Origin of the sequence: Methylocapsa sp. S129, assembly GCF_009765995.1 — a bacterium.
GTDB lineage: Bacteria > Pseudomonadota > Alphaproteobacteria > Rhizobiales > Beijerinckiaceae > Roseiarcus.
The window spans coordinates 33,686-52,630 of sequence record NZ_LMUI01000030.1 but is presented as its reverse complement, the minus strand read 5'-3'; the positions used below and the strand labels follow the sequence as shown (position 1 = coordinate 52,630).

Sequence of the window (18,945 nt, the reverse complement as noted above, 5' to 3'; positions counted from 1 at the left end):
GCGCCTGGATCACTGGTTCAATCCGGGCGGAAAGCAGAGCCTAGCCTTTGACCCATTCGCGCGAGATCATCAGCGGCTTAAACCCGAGCCGGGCGTAAAGATGCTTGGCGCGTTCCGTCGCACGCGCGCCGATAAAGACGCTGCTGCTCCCCTTGCTGCGGCAATGCCCGACGCAATGGCCGACTATAGCCGATGCAATCCCGCGACCTCTGCATTGGGGCAGCGTGAAGAAATCTTCCAGCATCCCAAGATCATTTGGGCATACAATTGCGGAGCCATAGGCGCAGGGCTCGCGACTTGTCTCTGCGATAAAGAACTGGGCGATCCGGCTTTTTCGCCTGTATCCATCGACAATGCCGCGAACCACATCTTCCGGCAACCGCGTGCGCCCCGCGCGAAGACCCTCTTCGAAATTGATTTCGACCAGCCGGTTGAGATTGGCCCAATCCGCATCCGTGTTGACCGCGTGAAGGACAACGTCCGCCGATGCAACGTGCATCAATTCATCGGCAAGAACCATTTGAACGACCGGCGTTTGTTCTCGATAGTCATCCAATGCAAGCCGGGCGACGAAAGAAGGCGGGGTGAAACAATCCGCGACGACGGCGCGGTACTCACAATGAACGAAACGATCTTCGATTATCGCAAGGACCGCTTCGATCTCGGCCGGGGTCGAAGCGCTGACGCGGCTCACGTGGTTCGCGGACCAGACGCGGGGATGCGCCTCGTTGACGACAAACTTGGCGAGCGCCGTGTCGAAGCTCGCATTGCCGAAAGCGCGATGCCACGCATATGCGAAAGAAACGGCTCCAGTTAGCGCATCAGCGGACACGTGCTTTCAACCTTAAGCGTCGATATGGCTGATCGTCATAGTGCGGCGACGATGGGGAAATCGCAACGGATCGACGACGCCTATCTATCGAACAGGCGTCAAGCGTAGGATTTTTCCTCGACGATCGCGGAGCCAAGCAGCCGATTGATTTCGAGCTTCAACGCAGCGCGCTTGTCGTTGAGCTTATAGACGGCGCGCGCGAGCGCGATGAACGTCGGCCCGAAATCATCGTTCTTCTCGCAGATTCGAATGTTGTCCTCGGTCTCCCACAGCTCCGCATTCACCGCCTTTAGGCTCGTCCTCAGACCGTCGAGAGGCGGAGGATTCAGGTCTTCGTTTTTCTGCAGCGCGAGGAGAAGCCTCAGTTCGTTGCGGACATTGCGCAGTTTTCCCGCATCCGACATCCGCTCGGATTTGATCTCGAGTATCGTGATCTTGTCGATCAATTCGCCGACCGCGCCGGGAATGGCGATCGCTTGCCCGGGGATCGCAGGGCTCTCCTGTCTGACGAGCGGATCGAGAGCGGCCGTAATGCGCGCAAACAAACCGCTCCAGTCGCCCCGCTCGCTCTGGCGGAACAACCGCATGGACGGATACCACGGCGAATCCGCGCGCTCGCGCAGCCAACGCCACTCCGCCACGTGCTTCAAGGCCACCCAGACAGGCGCGCCCAACGCGCCGGCGAGATGGGCGATCGAAGTATCGCAGGTCACGACAAGATCGACATGGGCGATCACAGCCGCCGTATCGACGAAAGCGTCAGGGCCGGCGTCGAAATCCGCCCCCAGCGTTTCCACAGCCATGCCCGGAGGCAAATTGACGAGTTGTTCGGATCCCACGCCCTTCTGAATCGATATCAGACGCACATTGGGCAAAGCGGCCAGGCTGGCGAATGCGGCGAGCGGAACGGAGCGACCGATATCGGCCTCCGGATTGGGATTGCCCTGCCAACTGATCCCGATCTTGAAACCATGTGCGCCGATGCGCGTGGCCCATTTCGCGAGGAGCGCCTCTTCGGGCTTCAAATACGGAACAGGCGCTGGAACGCTCTCAAGCCGCGTGCCAAATGCGCGCGGCATGCTGCTGACCGCGATCTGCGCGTCGAATGTCTCCGACGCCTGTATCTCGTCGACAAGACGGACGCCGTCATAGGCCGCGAACAGGCGATGCAGTTTCTTCGGGCAGAGAAATGTCACTTCGGCGCCGGCCCGCGCCGCCAGCACGACATAGCGGGAAAACTGAATCGTATCGCCTAACCCATGATCGTTCATGACGAGAAGCCGCTCGCCTGCGACAACCTTGCCCGACCAGTCGGGAAATTTGACACCCAAAGCGTCTTTCAGCGACTTGCCCGCGAGCCATCGGCTTTCGTAGCCCTCCCATCCCTGTTCGAAATCGCCCAGCATCAGAAGCAGGCAGCCCCTATTGCTGATGGAGTCGACGTCGCCGAGCCGCACGGCCTCATCGAATGCGGCCAAGGCCTCGTCGAATCGACCGAGCGCTTTCAAAATCAAGCCTTCGCCGCACATAGCGACAGCAAAATCCTGCTTGAGCGCTTTGGCTTTTTGGTAGAACGGCAACGCTTCTTCGTGACGGCCGAGCTTCATCAGCGCGGTGCCGCAATTGAGAGTCGCCTCGGCAAAATCGGGGCGCAACTCCATCGCTTTCCGGCAAGCGAGGAGCGATTCCTCCAGGCGACCCAATTCGCGCAACGCGCCAGCGCGATTGTTCCAGCCGTCGGCGTTGGTCGGCGCGATGGCGGTCGCCTTGTCGAAAGCGGCGAGCGCTTCGTCAAAACGGCGAAGATTGAAAAGCAGTTTCCCCAGATTGGACAAAGCGACGAGATAGTCGGGTTTGAAGCTCAGCGCCTGGCCATAGAAACGCAGGGCGGCTTCAAATTGGCCGGCCTCCCCCAGGATGAAGCCGCCCAGGCACAAGGCCTCGGGATAATCCGGCCGCGCCCGCAGCGCGGCGTCCAGCATTTCGATGGCTTCGGGCGCGCGCCCGCGATTCCACAGAGCAGTCCCGCAATTATAAAAAATCTCAGCCGGCGCGGGCCCATCGAACTTTCCCACGATCGGCGTTTCCAGAAGCTGCTCGATGGAGTGGCGTCGGTCCAGTTTTTCCGGCCACACTGTCTTGTCAGGCACGAAAGACTGGGACGATTGGTTCATCGTTGCATGTATCCAGGCATGAGGAACAGCCCCGAGCCTCTGGGGCGACGGCAGGGGGCGATGAGACAACAAGATGCTTGCGCCAGACTGGCTCCGCGCCACCAAGGGACGGGCCGCCTTTTTGAGCTGGACGCCATTCCGGAAGGAGAGAGCGCCGAATTAACCGCCGAGCGTGAAGCTCTGCAGGCTTTCCAACAGGGCGTTGCTGAAGATGGAGCTGCTGCTGGAACTGTTCGAACTAATAATGCCGCTCAATATCGTGATGGCGGCCGAAGGCGTGGACGACGACGAAGATGACGACGACCCCGATACCGTCAGCGATGTCGTTGACGACGACGAACCCCCATAAGTCATGTCATAGGCGGCGGTGAAACGTTCGGTAAGCTGCTGCAGTTTGGCCGGATCTTGCAGATCCGATATTTTGAAGAGATTGTTGAGAGTCTTGGCCTGGACGTCGATATTCTCCGCGGAAAACGAGGACGGCAGGCCAAAAATCGTTTCGACGACTTCGAGCAAGTTCTGGTTCGCGAGAATGCCATACGCGTTTGTCACAGTCGGCGCGACGCGGTTGAAATAAAGCGCAAGCTGCACGCCAATGTCCTGCTGGCCCTCGTTGCTTTCCAGTTGCTGCTCGTCGTAGTTGCTTTCCGTCGTTGCGATGGCTGTCGACGTAGAGACCGACGAAGCGCCGTTCGCGGCGAAGTTGAAAGCCGTCGCGAAAGCCGTCCATTGCGGCAACGTATTGGCGAGGCTTTTCGAATTGCTGACGCCGCCCTCGAGGACCTGTTTTATCAGCGCCGTCGAATTGATTTGGTCGCCCAGCCCATAAGCGTCCAGGGCGTAGGACAAAAGCCGGTAATTGCCGACAAAATCATCGATCGACGTGACTTTGCCGATATTGGCGGCATAATAGGCGCTCGCCGTTTTGACAGCAGGATTGGCAGCCGTCATCGCCTGCATTTTGGGCAGGTTCTGCATGACCGTCAGATAGGTTGACGTGGTGTTCGTCATGTCAATTCATTCTCATCGCAGCCTCGTTCGCAGGCCCACGCGTCAACCCGCGAAAATCGGCGCTCGCCGCTCGCAAAGAAACAGTCAATAGTTACGCGGTCAAAATTGATGATTTCTTAAGAGACCCGCTCGCGTTCTCCCACGGCGAGACATGCGTGAGGCCTCTTGAGGCTCGCTTCGTCACCAACCCTGAGGCCACGCCGCCGCCCATTGCCCGGCCGGCGCGGCTCCTTTTTGACAGGCGGCTGGGGTCGGCAGTTTTTCCAGGCAATAGCCGAGGTAGCGCTTCGAATCGATCGGATCGAAGCCGAGGCGATGCTTCAGTTTCTTGCGGAGTTTGCTGATGTGGCTTTCCACAACGTTCTCATCGACGTTTTCGTCGAAAATGCCGTAGATCGAATTGAATATTTGCGACTTGGTTATTCTGCGGCCCTTGTTGCTCACAAAATATTCCAGAATGCGCCGTTCGCGCCTGGGCAGCGGCAGCACCTCGCCATTGACCTCCGGATCGCGTCCGTCGAAGTAGACGCACATTTCGCCGATGACTTCATGATCGACCTCGCCTTGATTGCGGCGGTTGATCGCTCCGACGCGGGCGAGGATCTCGCGCACATGAACCGGTTTGCGCAAGACGTCGTCGACGCCAGCGGCGAAAAGCTCCAAAGTCTGATCGAGCGATTGTCTTTCATTGAGGATAATGACAGGGGCTTTTGACCGTTCTCTGATCAGGCGCGGATAGGCCTCGCGTTCCACGCAGTCGCCGATCAGGAAGGCCTCGATGGCGAGAATGTCGTTCTCGCTGACCTTTCCGATCCAATCCCGGAATTCGGCGGGATCGATGCCGGCAGAAGATATCCCTTCGCGATCAAAACTAGAAGCATACCCGCCGGCAACCACTGTTCTTTCATCGACTATAACAAACATGATTAGGCCCCGCCGCACAATGAGCGATATGCGCATTCTTCATCGGCGAGACTGCCTATGCTGACAGTATCGCCTTTAAAGACTCTAATTTTTTGGAGATAATTCGCCCCCAGCGAATCATGAACTCGTTCTTTTTGATTTCCTTAACGTAATATACTGTAAAGCCAGGATGGTTAATTTTCAGTTAAGTAGTTGCCCCAATTTGAAAAAGAACGCCGCGCGCACGCGTTCGCTTCGCCCATGCGGCGTCAGCAGAGGCAGATTGTCGTCGATAGATCAGTGGAATTTGGCTCTTGGCCGCCGCGGGATCGGCGCAGATCGACTTATCGCCGCGAACCCAGCACGCGCGACGGCGCAAATATCGGCCAATCTATCAAGTATCCATGCCAGGATGAGCTCATCGCCAGCCAGCTCATGGGCGACAATCCCGCCGCTCGACAGCGAGAGCGCCGCCGCCGATATGATCGGCGATGAAGCAGCGATGGGCAAGGAAGGGCGGGTCGAAACCCTCGCCGGCCAGCGGCGTTCGAAATGAGCTACAAGGCGCCGACTGTATGATCGACCTGGTCGAAGGCGACAAGGTCGACGATCCGGTATTCACGGGCTTGGACGAATGCACGGCGGCGACCGCGGCCACCTGCATCCAGAAGTGATCGGAAATCTCCTGGCCGCCGTGCATAATGAACGAAATCCGGAGACGCTTCGGCGCCTCTTCTTTTTTAATCCCACGCCGCGGCTGATCTTATGGAGCTTGTCCGATGAAGCGCTACAGAATCGCAGCTATTCCCGGCGACGGGATCGGCAAGGAGGTGATTGCCGCCGGCATCGAGGTTCTCGCCGCGCTCGCCCGGCGCGATGGCGGATTCGATCTCGCCTTCGATCATTTCGACTGGGGCTCGGATTATTATAAAGCGACCGGACTGATGATGCCGCAGGACGGACGCGACCAGATCAAGAACCACGATGCGATCTTTTTTGGCGCCGTCGGCGCGCCCGACGTGCCCGATCACATCAGCCTGTGGGGATTGCGCCTGGCGATCTGCCAGCCCTTCGATCAATACGCCAATGTCCGCCCGACCCGCATCCTGCCGGGCATCGTCAGCCCGCTGCGCCACGTCGCCGGCCCCGAACTCGATTGGGTGATCGTGCGCGAGAATTCGGAGGGCGAATATGCCGGCGTCGGCGGGCGCGTCCATCGCGGCCTGCCCGAGGAAGTTGCGACTGACGTCTCGATCATGACGCGCGCCGGCGTCGAACGGATCTTCCGCTTCGCCTTCGCACTGGCGCGCTCGCGCCTGCGCAAACTTCTCACCATCGTGACCAAGTCGAACGCGCAGCGCCACGCCATGGTGATGTGGGACGAAATCGGCGCCGAAGTGGCGCGCGAGTTTCCCGATGTCGCGTGGGACAAAATGCTGGTCGATGCGATGACCATGCGCATGACGATGAAGCCGGCGACGCTCGACACGATTGTCGCCACCAACCTGCATGCCGACATCCTGTCCGATCTTGCCGCCAGCCTTGCCGGCTCACTCGGCATCGCGGCGACCGCCAATCTCAATCCTGAGCGGAAGTTCCCCTCGATGTTCGAGCCCATTCACGGCTCGGCCTTCGATATCGCCGGCAAGGGAATCGCCAATCCCGTCGGCGCATTCTGGACCGCGACGATGATGCTGGAGCATATCGGCGAGAGGCGCGCGGCCGACCGCCTGATGCGCGCGATCGAGCGCGTCACCGCCGATCCGGCGCTGCATACGCCCGATCTTGGCGGCGCGGCGACGACGCGCGCCGTCACGGATGCGGTCGTCGCCGCGATTCTCGGCGACAACGTGTAGCAAACACTCTCAAATCGCGATCTGCCGTCCGACTTCGACAAGCTGGTCGCTCGGCAGTTTCAGGAAATCGCTGATGCGCGAGGCGTTGCGCTCCATGACGGAAAAGACCGCCTCTTGCCAATGCGGCAGCCCTAGGCCGTCATCGCGCGACACGATGGTTTCGTGGCCGACATAATAGGTCACGTCATCCAGATCGATGTTGCAGCCCATCGCTCTGGTGTCGTGCAGAAGCCTGGGAACGTCGGGCGTCTCCATAAAACCGTAGCGCGCCTCGGCGCGCCAGAAATTCGGCTCCGTTCGCGTCAACGTCAGGCGATCCGCTTGGGCGACGCGCGGCGTCGAAACGACGACCAGTCTGAGCACGAGCACGAACTCATGCAACGCGCGATTGTGCTTCACATGCCACATCAGAACCGGCGGCGCGCCCTGCACCGTGCGCGTGAAGAAGACAGCGGCGCCAGGAACGCGCGGAATGGCGCCCGATTGCACTTTGGCGAGGAACGGCTCGATCGGCGTAAAGGTCTCCAGCATACGCGCGTGAACCGCCCCGGCGCCGCGATGCCATATCCACATCACGCCATAGACCGCGGCCGCCAGCAGTAGCGGCACATAGCCGCCTTCGAAAACCTTGGCCAGATTGGCCGCGAAGAACGCGGCGTCGACGATGAGAAAGCCGCCCGCGACCAGACCGGCCGCCCACAGGCTCCAGCCCCAAATCTCGCGCATCGCGATGAACAGCAGCACCGACGTCATCAGCATCGTCAGCGACACCGCAATGCCATAGGCGGCCGCCAGATTGTCGGACTTGCCAAAGCCCAAAGTCAGCCCGAGCGTGACGAGCATCAACAGCCAGTTGACGACGCCGACATAGATCTGGCCGTAGCCGTCGGACGAGGTCTGCTTGATCGCGAGACGCGGCATCCAGCCGAGTTGAATCGCCTGCCGCGTCATCGAAAACGCGCCGGTGATGATCGATTGGCTCGCAATGATGGTGGCGACCGTCGCCAGCACGATCAGCGGCATCAGCAATGGCGCGGGACACAGGCGGTAAAAGATATTGCCGTCTGTCGGGGCGCCTTCCAGCACCAGCGCCGCCTGCCCGGCATAGTTCAGCAACAGGCTCGGCAGGACGACGAAATTCCAGGCGATGCGAATAGGCACGGGCCCGAAATGTCCCATATCGGCGTAAAGCGCCTCAGCGCCCGTCACGCAGAGGAAGACGCCGCCCAGCACCAGGAAGCTCGCTAGACCGCCCGAGAAGAGAAAGCGCAGGCCGTAAATCGGATTGACGGCCGCCACGATGCTCGGATGCTGCGCGATGCCGTAAACGCCCAGGACTGCCATCACAACGAACCAGGCGAGCATGACCGGGCCGAACGCGCGCCCGATGCGCGCCGTGCCTTGCGGCTGAATGGCGAAAAGCGCGACGAGAATGACGACCGCGGCCGGCAGCACATAGGGCGTGAGGCCCGGCGTCGCCTGCTCGAATCCTTCGAGCGCCGAAAGCACCGATATGGCCGGCGTGATCGCGCCGTCGCCATAGATCAGCGCCGCGCCGAACAGGCCGACCGCGACGATCACCGGACGATTCCCCTTCTTGATGCCGATCAGCGACATCAAGGCAAGAATGCCGCCCTCGCCATCATTGTCGACGCGCATCGCGAAGCCGACATATTTGATGGAGGTGATGATAACCAGGGTCCACAGGATCAGGGACAGCGACCCCAGAATCACGCTGGCGTCGGGATGGGCGCCCGTCAGGTCGAGCACGGTCTTGAATGTGTAGAGCGGGCTGGTGCCGATGTCGCCGAACACGATCCCGAGCGCCGCGAGGCTGAGAGCCGGCAGGGAGCTTTTGTGAACGTCGCGCGGCCGTGTTTCGGAGATGGTCAAAGGCAGCCTCTCACGTTGGAACATTCGACGCGGGGTTTTTGCACTTTATGGATTGAGAGCCCTCCGTCATCCCGGAAAGTCGGATCAAGGGCCCCCGATCCAACTTCCGTGCCATCCATAGCTCTTACGCCCGGCATCGTGACATGCGATTGACGACTTGGCCAAGCAGCAGCGCCAGCGCGCGCGACGCGGTCAGGGAGGAAGAACGGGGTTTGCAAGAATTTGCAGCGACGCGGCCGTCACGACAGGCGTCATTGAAATAACTGAACAATTTTAGCGGCCCCCAAGAATTCTTCGAAGTTCTCCAAATTTCTATCTGGCGGGATTCTTTGATATCAATGGTTTGCAAGTGAAAAACGGAAAATTGCGGTTTTTGGATAGTCGCGGCCGTTTGGTTGAAATAGTCGCCGGGCTTAGGGCGATTTGCTATCAAGGTAACACAGGTTCTGTCTTTCAGAAAGAATTTGTCGCGACTACGCAACTGTGAGACGCGCGCCGATAAAGCCGAGCCGCAATGCGCCGAGGCGGCGCGGAGCGGGATGGCGTCGAGGTCGGAGTCATTTACCGCCGATAATCCGGCAAGCTGCGGGTCGGTATCGGCGTTGATGGCGCTTGCCCATATAACGGAGGGACGCGACGTCACACGGTCGCCACGATTGGCGTTGGCTGTGACGCCAATTCGCATGCCTTGCGCAGGTTTTGACGCGTTCTGAGCGCTTGGCGACGGAATCTATGCGTAGCCTTGGAGATGCAAAGTATATCCAAGGCGGCGTCGCAGGCTCGCTGGATGAGACGGAAGGTTTGGGGCGCTATTCCCGCCGCCCGCGCCAGGACGCCGGAATTGAGGCGAGGCGAATATCGAAATCCGCGTCCCCCGACGTCGCGGACCGCGGGCGTTCCGCAAGCCCGAGCGTGAACAGTGCCTGAAGAGGCCGCGCAGGGCGACGCAGGCCGAGGCGAAGAAGGGCGAGACACAGCGATATCAAGCGGCGCGCGGCTGGATCGCGTCGAGGTCAGGGCTGATTTGCCGCCGACGCGCCATAAGGTCGTAGTCGGCCTGAAGTCCGAGGAAGAAGCCATCGGAAACGCCAAAATATCGCGCCAGCCGCAAGTCCGTATCGGCGCTGATAGCGCGCTTGCCGAGGATGATTTCGTTGACGCGACGCGGCGGCACACGCAGCGCCCGCGCTAGCGCGTTCTGGCTTAGCGCGAGCGGCTTGAGAAACTCTTCCAGCAGGATTTCACCGGGCGTCGGGTTGGGCAACAACTCGGGGTTAGTCATGGTAATCGACGATTTCGACATGATGGGGTCCTCCTTCCCGCCAGATGAAACAGATGCGCCACTGCTCATTGACACGGATCGAGTGCTGGCCTGCGCGATCCGCTTTCAACGCTTCTAGCCTATTGCCGGGCGGCGCCCGTAGATCGGTTAGGACCTGCGCCTGATTGAGAAGGCGCAGTTTCCTCAAAGCCGTCGATTGGATATCCGGCGGCAATTTTCGACTCTGCCGACCAGACCAGATCAACGCGGTTTCCGGATCGGCAAAGCCTGGGATCATGCGCAACTATAACGCATAACGTTATCGGGGGCAATTTCCGAATGTCACGTTGCGGCGTTCACGCTAGCTCAAATATTCCGATCAAGACTTCCCGGAGCGCTCGTGCGGTAATCTGTCCGGTGCTATGTGTCGGTAACTTCTGTTCGACGAGAGCCTTAGCCTTATTTTTATGATCTAAATCTCCGAAGCGAATTTCCAATTCGACAAGACCGATCAAAACCTCCCGGAGGACTCGCGCGGTTATCCTTCCGACCCCATTGGTCGGAAGCATTTCCTCGATCAGCGCTATCGCACGTCTCTTCCGCTCAAAATTCCCGCAAGTCTTCTCAACAGACAACGGGATGAAGGCCTCATTTCCGTCGTCTCGTCGCACTCCTTTTTCGTAATTGATGATGGTGCTGAGCGATAGGTCGAGCATGTCAGCGGCTTGCTGCTGAGTAAGCCCCATGCGAGCGCGCCAATCCCTGAATTCGGTGTTGTCCATCTCGATTGCCTCTGTTGCTTAGCAGACCATTTTGCCTGGCAACTCTGCTTAGCCCTGGTCGCGTCGAGAGCAAGCGGAAACATGCAGAAAGTGCATATAATAAGTGCATATTGTGCATATTTGTATTATTATTGGACTTGCGATCATGTGACACGCATCGCGGCATTTAACGATCCGACCGCGCTTGGAGTTGCCAAAATCCTTGATCGCCGCGTAGCTTTAATGGCGGCGCCCCCCGGCCTCACAGCGCCAGATACGCATCCCGCACATCAGGCCGGGCATCGAACTCCGCCATCGTACCCGCAAAGCGGATGCGGCCTTTCTCGATGACATAAGCGCGGTCGGCGACGAGGCGTGCGAAATGGAGGTTCTGCTCACTCACCAGCAGGCTCAGGCCCTCGCGCTTCATGTCGCGGATCGCCTCGATCATCTGCTCGACGATTTTTGGCGCGAGCCCCTCCGACGGCTCGTCGAGTAGGACGAGCGAGGGATTGCCCATCAGCGTGCGCGCGATCGTCAACATCTGCTGTTCGCCGCCCGACATGCGTCCGCCGGGCCGGCCGCGCAATTCGCGCAGGTTCGGGAAAATCTTGAACAGGCGCTCGAGCGTCCAGGTCGGCGCGCCCGCACGCGGCGCCTGCCGACCGACCAGCAGATTTTCCTCGACCGTCAGATCGGAGAAGATGCGCCGGTCCTCCGGGACATAGCCGAGGCCGCGCCGCGCGATGTCATAGGTGGCGAGCGCGGACACGTCCTCGCCGTTGAATATGACCTTGCCGCTGCGGTTGGCGATCAGGCCGAGAATCGCGCGAAAGGTCGTCGACTTGCCGGCCCCGTTGCGCCCGAGCAGCGCCGTGACCTCGCCCGCGCCGACTTCAAGCGCGACATCGGTGAGAATAAGCGCCTGGCCATAGGCGGCGTTGAGGCCGCTGACGCGAAGCTTGGCGTCGGCATGGGTCATTGCTTGGCCTCATAGAGCGCGCCGGCGCCAAGATAGACCGCCTGCACCTCCGGATTGGCGCGCACCGCCGCGGGCGCGCCCTCGGCGATCAGCACGCCGCGATTGAGTACGAGAATGCGCTGGGCGTGCTCGAACACCACGTCCATGTCATGTTCGGTGAATAGCACGCCGATCGTGCGCTCTTGCGCGATGCGCGCGGTCAGGCTCATCAGCGCGTTGCGCTCCCTCGGGGCCATGCCGGCGGCGGGTTCGTCCATCAGCAGGAGTTTCGGCTCGTTGGCCAACGCGATGGCGAGTTCGAGCCGTTTGAGATCGCCATAGGCGAGTTCGCCGCAAGAGCGCTCGGCCTGGTCGGCCATGCCGACGAGCGCGAGCAGGCGCGCCGCTTCCTCTTCGTAATAATGCGCCGCCCAGCGATTCCACTGCCATTGGCGGCGATGATGCGCGAGCAGCGCCATCTGCACGTTTTCGACGACCGTCATCGAGGCGAAGGTCGCGGTGATCTGGAAGGTGCGCCCGACGCCAAGCCGCCCGATGTCGCGCGGCGCCATCCCGTGCGTGCTCCGGCCGAAAATGTGGATGCGCCCGCTGGTCGGCGCGAGCTGGCCGTTGATCAGGTTGAAACAGGTGCTCTTGCCGGCGCCGTTCGGCCCAATCAGCGCAAGCATCTCACCCGCCTCCAGCGCAAAGCTCACGCCTTTGACCGCCTCGAAGCCGGAATAGATCTTGCCGAGATTCTCGACCGCGAGAATGCTCATGAGCTTTCTCCACCGGTTCGCGGCGCGCGGCGCGCGCGCCAGGATTCGAAAGCGCCGACGACGCCCTTGGGGAAAAGCACGACGAGGACGACGATGAGCAAGCCGAGCGCGAGCTTGGAATAATCGGTGTGGCTGATGATCCAGATCGACAGCGAGCGATAGAGCGCCGCGCCGACAATGCCGCCCGAGACCGTATCGACGCCGCCCAGCAGCACCATCACTAGCCCATCGATGGACAGCGGAATGCCGAGATTGTCGGGAAACACGCTGCCTTTGAGAAACGCATAGAGCGCGCCGGCGAGCGCTGCGAAGCCGCCGGCGATGGCGAAGCTTATCCACTGAATGCGCCGCCGCTCGAGACCGATCGCCTCGGCGCGCAGTTCGGAATCGCGCAAGGCGCGCAGGGAATAGCCAAACGGCGAGAAGAGGATCATGCGCAAGGCGGCGATTCCGGCGGCGACAAGCGCGAGCGTGAGCCAATAGAAATGCGCAGGCGCGGCGGCCCAGGCGCTCGGCCATATGCCGAGCAGGCCATTGTCGCCGCCGGTGACGTCGCTCCATTGATAGGCGACGGACCAGGCGATCTGGGCGAAGGCGAGCGTCAGCATCGCAAAATAGACGCCCGACAGCCGCACGCAGAACCAGCCGAAGAGAATGGCGCCGGCGAGGCCGAGCAGCGGCCCGGCGATCAGCGCCGCCTCCATGCCGAGACCGAACTGCTTGAGCGCAAGCGCAGCGCCATAGGAGCCGAGGCCAAAATAGGCGGCATGGCCGAAGGAGACGAGGCCGCCGGCGCCGATGAGAAAATGCAGGCTCGCCGCAAAGAGGACGAAGATCAGCACCTCCGTCGCGACCGTGAGATAATAGTCGCCGACGGCGAGCGGCGCCAGCGCCAGGACGGCGAGGGCGAGGACAACGGCGAGGCGTCCGCGCGCGGCGAGCGGGCGCCAGCGCAGGATCGCCGCCCCGCCCGCCGCGCGCGCGGCCGCTTCGGCGCGCCCGAGCAGGCCCCATGGCCTGACGATCAGCACCAGCGCCATCACCAGAAACACAAGGACGATGGATATTTTTGGAAAGACGAGAATGCCGAAGGCGTTGAGTTCCGAGACGATGATCGCGGCGAGAAACGTGCCGAGCACATTGCCGAGACCGCCGATGACGACCACCACCAGCACTTCGGTGATGACCTGCAAATCCATCGTATGGTTCGCCGACTGGCGCGGCAGTTCGAGCGCGCCGCCGAGCGCGGCGAGAAAGACGCCGAGCGCGAAAACGCTGGTGAACAGCCATTTCTGGTTGACGCCGAGCGCGGCGACCATTTCGCGATCCTGCGTCGCCGCGCGCACCAGCACGCCCCAGGTGGTGCGGCGAAACAACAGCCATAGCAGCCCAAGCACGAGCGGCCCGAGCGCGATGAGCAAGAGATCATAGGTCGGGAAAGGCAGGCCGAAGAGATCGATGGCGCCCTTGAGGCCGGGCGCGCGCGGCCCGAGCAGCTCGTTCGGCCCCCAGATCAGCAGCGCGAGATCCTCGACGATCAGCGTGACGCCGAAAGTCGCGAGCAATTGGAACAGTTCCGGCGCATCGTAAATGCGTCTGAGCAGGATGATCTCGATGAGCGTTCCGATCGCCGCGACGACGATCGCAGCGAGCAGGATCGCGCCCCAGAAGCCAAAGGCGCCCGAAAACTGCTCAGTGAGCGTGAAGCCGATATAGGCGCCGAGCATATAGAAGGCGCCATGCGCGAAATTGACGATGCGCGTGACGCCGAAAATGATCGAAAGGCCAGAGGCGACGAGGAACAGCGAGCATGCGCTCGCCAGTCCGGTGACGAATTGATCGAAGTAGAAGTTCAACGGGAACACCCGCGCGTGCTGGACGCTGACGCGAAGGGCGAGGGGCCATGAGCGCGAGAACAAGGGCGCCATCGCGCGTCATGACCGGGCTTGTCCCGGCCATCCACGCCGCGAAGCCGCAGCAGACCGCGCCGCTCTTCGCTCTTACCTATTCGCTCTGTTCCAATATGAAGGCCGCCCTCTCGCATCAAGACCAGACGTTCTGCGAAAGCTCGGCGTGGATGGCCGGGACAAGCCCGGCCATGACGGTTGAGGGACATATGAGGCGACGCTCCTTATTTCTCTGGCTGTGAGGCGTCGCATTTTCCTTACGAGATCAGTTCTGCGGACGCAGCGCTTTCACGTCTTCGTCGGAGGGAAGATATTTGCCTCCGTCATTATAGGTCACGTCGACCATCACGCCCTTGCCGTCCTTCAGCGCGGTCTTGCCAACGAAGGCGCCGAGCGTCGACTGATGGTCGGATTTGCGGAACGTGATCGGACCGAAGGGCGTATCGACCGCTATGCCTTCCGCCGCATCGACGAGTTTCTCGCTGTCGGTCGACTTGGCCTTGGCGAGGATGGCGGCCGCGGCCTTGAGCGTGGAATAGCCGACCACCGAACCGAGGCGCGGATAGTCGTTATATTTGTCCTGATAGGCCTTGAGGAAGGCGGCATGGTCGGGAATCGTCACGGCGTTCCAGGGATAGCCGGTGACGATCCAGCCCTCCGGCGTCTCGTCCTTCAGGGGATCGAGATATTCCGGCTCGCCGGTGAGGAAGCCGACCACCGAGCGGTCCTTGAACAGGCCGCGCGTATTGCCCTCGCGCACGAGCTTGACGAGGTCGGGGCCGAAAGTGACGACGAGGATCGCCTCAGGTTCGGTCTTGGCGATCGCTTCGGCCACAGCGCCCGCGTCGATCTTGCCTTGCGGCGGCCATTGCTCGCCGACCCACTGGATGTCGGGCCGCTTCTCCGACAGCAGCTTCTTGAACACGGCGACGGCCGACTGGCCATATTCGTAATTGGGGGCGATGGTCGCCCATTTCTTGGCCGGCAGTTTCGCCGCTTGCTCGGCGAGCATCGCCGCCTGTTCGTAATTGGCCGGCCGCAGGCGGAACGTATAGCGATTGCCCTTCGACCAGGTGATGGCGTCGGTGAGCGGTTCAGCCGCCAGGAACGGGATTTTCTTCTGCTTGGCGAAATCGGATACAGCGAGGCCGATATTCGAGAAGAAGGTTCCCGCGAGCATCACCACCCCGTCATTGGAGACGAGTTCGTTGGCTTGCGTCACGGCGTCGGCCGGCTTGCCGCCGTCGTCCTTGGAAATCACTTCGAGCTTCTTGCCGTCGACGCCGCCCTTGGCGTTGATCTCGTCAAGCGCAAGCTGCCAGCCCTTGCGATAAGGCTCGGTGAAAGAGGGAAGCGCGGAATAGGAATTGATCTCGCCGATCTTGATCGTCTCCTGCGCAACGCCCGGCGCGCTCGAGCCCGCCAGCCCCGCGATGACGACCAAGGCCGAAAATATCGCCGACGAAGTTTTCATGATGTCGCTCCCGATCATTGCCCAAAACGCTGGTTTTCCATCCTTAGCCAGCGTCTATCAAAGCCTGTTGACGCTCTCGATCCCGTTCTTCGTCAGGTCTAGCGGGCGCAAATATCCCGCAGCCAAATTCGTTTGTATACAAATGATCCTGCGGGGCGGAAGTTTTGTCAAGCGCGGGACTTTGGCCGCCGGAAGGCGCCGAATTTCGTTCGGTTGGCCCGCGATCCATGATCAATGACGTTTGGTCTCCGCGATCTCTGATTTCTTGTAAATGTGTGCTACGCGCGCCGCTTCTCTTCCGTCGCCACATGCCGCCGCAGCACGCGGTTGATTTCGGTTTGATAACTGCCGCTCGCGGCGTGCTCCTTGAACCAGGTCAACACGTCGGCATCGAGCCGAATCGTCACGGGCTGTTTGAGCGGTCGATAGAGTTCGCCGCGTCGCGCGTGAATCCAGTTCTCCGCCGGCGCCTCGGGGATATCCGCCGTGTCGATTTGATCGTCTGGGATTGCCGCCAGCTTGACGAGTTCGTCTAATTGCGCGGCGTTACGCTTCTTCCTGCCCATACCAGCACGTATGCATGACAGTGTAATCGGCGAAAGCCCTGAATATAGCGCCAATCCGAGGGTGGGGTGGAAAGCGTCAACGTTTTTGGCTAATATTGAGCGCGACGAAGGAGTCTCCCGCCATGGCCGCCGCGAAGCCTCGCATCACGCTTGATCCGAAAGTTTTGGCTGGCAAGCCCGTCATAGCCGGCACAAGATTGTCGGTGGAGTTCGTCATTGGGCTTATGGCAGACGGATGGAGCGAGGCCGATATCCTGGCCAATTACCCCGGACTAAAGCACGACGACCTCATCGCCTGTCTCGCTTATGCGCGCGATACGTTGAGCTCCGAGAGGGTCTTCCCGAGCGCCGCCTGATATGCGTTTCCTTGCTGACGAGAATTTCCCAGGCGCTGCCGTGGAGGCGGTCAGGGAAGCAGGGCATGATATCGTTCGCGTTACCACCGCGGCTCCCGGAGCGAGCGACGCCGATGTACTCGCTTGGGCGGCGCGCGAGGGGCGCGTTGTCCTGACCTTCGATAAGGACTTCGGCGAACTCGCCAAAGCTTCGCGATTGCCAAATCCGTGTGGCGTTATCCTGTTTCGCATACCCCTTCGTGCGCCGGGCGATGTCGGGCGGCGGCTGGCCGATCTCATCGCCTCCCGCGATGATTGGGGCGGACATTTCACCGTGATCGAGCGGGGCCGGGTTCGGATGCGAAGCCTCGGCTCGCCGACATAGCGGCGAGGGTCGCCAGAGGGAAATCCACCATCCCCACTGGCTTCCCGCCCGAGCTTTGTCGTAGAGATCATTTCATGAACATCCGTGCGATTCGCATCATCGGCATCGATCCGGGCTTACGCAATGTCGGCTGGGGGTTGATCGAGGTCGAGGGCTCGCGGCTTGTCTACATCGGCTGCGGTTCGATCCAGACGCGCGCCGATCTTTCGCTCGCCGAACGGCTGGCGCAGATTCATCGCGGCCTCACCGCTTTGATCGAGGCGCATCGGCCGCATGAGGCAGCGGTCGAGGAGACATTCGTCAATCGCGATCCGCAATCGGCGCTGAAACTCGGCCAGGCGCGCGGCATCGCGCTCGCCGCGCCCGCTTTGCTTGGCCTGCCCGTCGCCGAATATGCCGCCAATGTCGTCAAGAAAACCATTGTCGGCGTCGGCCATGCCGAAAAGGCGCAAATCGCGATGATGGTGAAAATGCTGCTGCCCACGAGCCCCGCCGCCTCGCCCGATGCGGCCGACGCGCTGGCGGTGGCGATCACCCATGCGCAGCACCGGCTGGCCCGGGCGCGAGGCGCGGCATGATCGGCAAGCTCAAGGGCCTCGTCGATTCGGTAAGCGAGGAAACGCTCATCCTCGACGTCAACGGCGTCGGCTATGTCGTGGCGGCTTCGGCGCGCACCTTGCGCAACCTGCCGGCGATCGGGCAGGCCGCCACTTTGCATATCGAGACGCAGGTGCGCGAGGATGCGATCCGCCTGTTCGGCTTCCTCGCCGAGGGCGAGCGCGACTGGTTTCGCCTGCTGCAGAGCGTGCAGGGCGTCGGCGCCAAAGTCGCGCTGGCGATTTTGGGCATTTTGTCGTCTGCCGAACTATCGAGCGCGATCGCGCTGCAGGACAAAGCGATGGTGGCGCGCGCCCAAGGGGTCGGCCCCAAACTCGCTGCGCGCATTGTGCTGGAGTTGAAAGACAAGGCGCCGGCTTTGGGCGTCGCTGATCTCGGCGGCGATATCGCTAGCGCCTCGCCCGCCGGCGCGCTCAGCCGCGGCGCACAGGACGCGGTTCTCGCGCTCGTCAATCTCGGCTACGCCCGCCCGCAGGCGGCGCTGGCGGTGGCCAGAGGCGTCGCTACGCTAGGCGCCGATGCTGAGACGGCCGCGCTGATCCGGCTCGGTCTGAAGGAATTGGCGCAGTGAACGATTTTACGATACTCTGGTCGATACAGATGAGGTAAAACGATGTCCGCCACCACCACGCTTTCGCCAAAATTCCAAATTTCGATTCCTAAGGAAGTCCGCCAGCGGTTTCATTGGCGGGCCGGCCAGAAATTCGTCGTCATTCCGAAAGGCGAGGGCGTGCTGCTTCTTCCCGAACCGGAGGCCAAAGACCTGATCGGCCTCACGCGGGGCGCCGACACCAGCGACTATCGCGACCGCAATGACCGCTATTGATGCGCGTCGTCGATACGTCCGCCTGGATCGAATGGACCAGCGACACGCCCCTCGGGCAGCAGCTTGCGCCGCAGATTCCCAACAAGGATCAATGGCTCGTGCCGACTGTGGTGCAGTACGAACTCGTCCGATGGGCGCGACGCCATTTCGGCGAAGACGCCGCCGACAAATTGCTCGCCTACTCGATGGGCTGCCTCGTCGCGCCACTCGATACGCGTCTTGCAACCCGCGCCGCCGACTGCGCGCGCGCGCACACGCTAGCGATGGCGGACGCAGTCATCTACGCGACGGCCATCGAGTCGGGCGCTGACCTGCTGACATGCGACGCCCATTTCGCCGGTTTGCCGCATGTCGTCCATTTCGCCAAGAGTGCGCCTTGATCGGCGCCCTCGCAAATCCTGCG

21 protein-coding genes and 1 pseudogene are annotated in these 18,945 nt (G+C 61.3%); 8 read left to right on the top strand and 14 right to left on the bottom strand.

Annotated features, from left to right (window positions below):
- Positions 1–40: 40 nt before the first annotated feature.
- The 4 genes from GSQ90_RS32890 to GSQ90_RS17885 form a co-directional block, all read right to left on the bottom strand.
- Positions 41–499, bottom strand: a complete 459-nt coding sequence (locus GSQ90_RS32890; protein ID WP_371418408.1) for a GNAT family N-acetyltransferase — start codon at positions 497–499, stop codon at positions 41–43.
- A gap of 431 nt (positions 500–930) precedes the next feature.
- Positions 931–3,006: a DUF6165 family protein gene (locus GSQ90_RS17895; RefSeq protein WP_158816239.1), complete on the bottom strand. Its 2,076-nt coding sequence runs from the start codon at positions 3,004–3,006 to the stop codon at positions 931–933.
- Between the two features lie 159 nt (positions 3,007–3,165).
- Positions 3,166–4,017, bottom strand: a complete 852-nt coding sequence (locus tag GSQ90_RS17890) for a DUF1217 domain-containing protein (RefSeq protein ID WP_158816238.1) — start codon at positions 4,015–4,017, stop codon at positions 3,166–3,168.
- Positions 4,018–4,197: 180 nt separating this feature from the next.
- A complete protein-coding gene (locus tag GSQ90_RS17885) occupies positions 4,198–4,941 on the bottom strand; it encodes a response regulator transcription factor (protein WP_158816236.1) in 744 nt (247 codons plus the stop codon).
- A 451-nt stretch (positions 4,942–5,392) separates the two neighbouring features.
- Between GSQ90_RS17885 and GSQ90_RS17880 the strand changes: the two are divergent.
- Positions 5,393–5,594: pseudogene (locus GSQ90_RS17880) on the top strand (sugar ABC transporter substrate-binding protein); the annotation flags it as partial.
- 105 nt (positions 5,595–5,699) lie between these two features.
- Complete coding sequence (locus GSQ90_RS17875) at positions 5,700–6,776, top strand: tartrate dehydrogenase (protein WP_158816234.1); 1,077 nt, start codon at positions 5,700–5,702, stop codon at positions 6,774–6,776.
- A 9-nt stretch (positions 6,777–6,785) separates the two neighbouring features.
- On the opposite strand, the gene GSQ90_RS17870 is transcribed toward GSQ90_RS17875, so the two are convergent.
- The 10 genes from GSQ90_RS17870 to GSQ90_RS17825 all read right to left on the bottom strand — a co-directional run bounded on the left by GSQ90_RS17870 (position 6,786) and on the right by GSQ90_RS17825 (position 16,378).
- On the bottom strand, positions 6,786–8,663 hold the full coding sequence (locus tag GSQ90_RS17870; RefSeq protein WP_371418407.1) for a potassium transporter Kup: 1,878 nt from the start codon (positions 8,661–8,663) through the stop codon (positions 6,786–6,788).
- Between the two features lie 130 nt (positions 8,664–8,793).
- Complete coding sequence (locus GSQ90_RS17865; RefSeq protein ID WP_158816230.1) at positions 8,794–9,354, bottom strand: hypothetical protein; 561 nt, start codon at positions 9,352–9,354, stop codon at positions 8,794–8,796.
- A 297-nt stretch (positions 9,355–9,651) separates the two neighbouring features.
- Positions 9,652–9,972 carry a HigA family addiction module antitoxin gene (locus tag GSQ90_RS17860; protein WP_158816228.1) on the bottom strand — a complete coding sequence of 107 codons (321 nt, stop codon included), beginning with the start codon at positions 9,970–9,972 and terminating at the stop codon, positions 9,652–9,654.
- A complete protein-coding gene (locus GSQ90_RS17855) occupies positions 9,944–10,228 on the bottom strand; it encodes a type II toxin-antitoxin system RelE/ParE family toxin (RefSeq protein WP_158816602.1) in 285 nt (94 codons plus the stop codon). Before GSQ90_RS17855 ends, GSQ90_RS17860 begins: the two co-directional genes overlap by 29 nt.
- Before the next feature lie 58 nt (positions 10,229–10,286).
- Positions 10,287–10,712, bottom strand: a complete 426-nt coding sequence (locus tag GSQ90_RS17850; protein ID WP_158816227.1) for a DNA-binding transcriptional regulator — start codon at positions 10,710–10,712, stop codon at positions 10,287–10,289.
- Between the two features lie 241 nt (positions 10,713–10,953).
- Complete coding sequence (locus tag GSQ90_RS17845; RefSeq protein ID WP_158816225.1) at positions 10,954–11,673, bottom strand: ABC transporter ATP-binding protein; 720 nt, start codon at positions 11,671–11,673, stop codon at positions 10,954–10,956.
- The gene (locus GSQ90_RS17840; RefSeq protein WP_158816223.1) at positions 11,670–12,431 is read right to left on the bottom strand and encodes an ABC transporter ATP-binding protein; all 762 of its coding nucleotides are present in this window, start codon (positions 12,429–12,431) and stop codon (positions 11,670–11,672) included. Before GSQ90_RS17840 ends, GSQ90_RS17845 begins: the two co-directional genes overlap by 4 nt.
- Positions 12,428–14,287: an ABC transporter permease gene (locus GSQ90_RS17835; protein ID WP_158816601.1), complete on the bottom strand. Its 1,860-nt coding sequence runs from the start codon at positions 14,285–14,287 to the stop codon at positions 12,428–12,430. The genes GSQ90_RS17840 and GSQ90_RS17835 overlap by 4 nt, the downstream gene beginning before the upstream one ends.
- A gap of 316 nt (positions 14,288–14,603) precedes the next feature.
- Positions 14,604–15,812 carry an ABC transporter substrate-binding protein gene (locus GSQ90_RS17830; protein ID WP_158816221.1) on the bottom strand — a complete coding sequence of 403 codons (1,209 nt, stop codon included), beginning with the start codon at positions 15,810–15,812 and terminating at the stop codon, positions 14,604–14,606.
- Positions 15,813–16,090: 278 nt separating this feature from the next.
- Positions 16,091–16,378, bottom strand: coding sequence for a BrnA antitoxin family protein (locus tag GSQ90_RS17825; RefSeq protein WP_158816219.1), 288 nt, complete (start codon positions 16,376–16,378; stop codon positions 16,091–16,093).
- A 122-nt stretch (positions 16,379–16,500) separates the two neighbouring features.
- Between GSQ90_RS17825 and GSQ90_RS17820 the strand changes: the two genes are divergently transcribed.
- The 6 genes from GSQ90_RS17820 to GSQ90_RS17795 all read left to right on the top strand — a co-directional run bounded on the left by GSQ90_RS17820 (position 16,501) and on the right by GSQ90_RS17795 (position 18,922).
- Positions 16,501–16,734, top strand: coding sequence for a DUF433 domain-containing protein (locus GSQ90_RS17820; RefSeq protein ID WP_158816218.1), 234 nt, complete (start codon positions 16,501–16,503; stop codon positions 16,732–16,734).
- Between the two features lies 1 nt (position 16,735).
- Positions 16,736–17,098 (top strand): DUF5615 family PIN-like protein, encoded by a 363-nt coding sequence (locus GSQ90_RS17815; protein WP_158816216.1) that lies wholly within the window; start codon positions 16,736–16,738, stop codon positions 17,096–17,098.
- Positions 17,099–17,172: 74 nt separating this feature from the next.
- Positions 17,173–17,676, top strand: a complete 504-nt coding sequence (gene ruvC, locus GSQ90_RS17810; RefSeq protein WP_158816214.1) for a crossover junction endodeoxyribonuclease RuvC — start codon at positions 17,173–17,175, stop codon at positions 17,674–17,676.
- Complete coding sequence (ruvA, locus tag GSQ90_RS17805) at positions 17,673–18,287, top strand: Holliday junction branch migration protein RuvA (protein WP_158816212.1); 615 nt, start codon at positions 17,673–17,675, stop codon at positions 18,285–18,287. The genes ruvC and ruvA overlap by 4 nt, the downstream gene beginning before the upstream one ends.
- 42 nt (positions 18,288–18,329) lie before the next feature.
- Positions 18,330–18,542 (top strand): AbrB/MazE/SpoVT family DNA-binding domain-containing protein, encoded by a 213-nt coding sequence (locus GSQ90_RS17800; RefSeq protein WP_158816210.1) that lies wholly within the window; start codon positions 18,330–18,332, stop codon positions 18,540–18,542.
- Entirely contained in the window at positions 18,542–18,922 is a 381-nt protein-coding gene (locus tag GSQ90_RS17795) for a type II toxin-antitoxin system VapC family toxin (RefSeq protein ID WP_158816208.1), read from the top strand. The genes GSQ90_RS17800 and GSQ90_RS17795 overlap by 1 nt, the downstream gene beginning before the upstream one ends.
- Positions 18,923–18,945 lie beyond the last annotated feature (23 nt).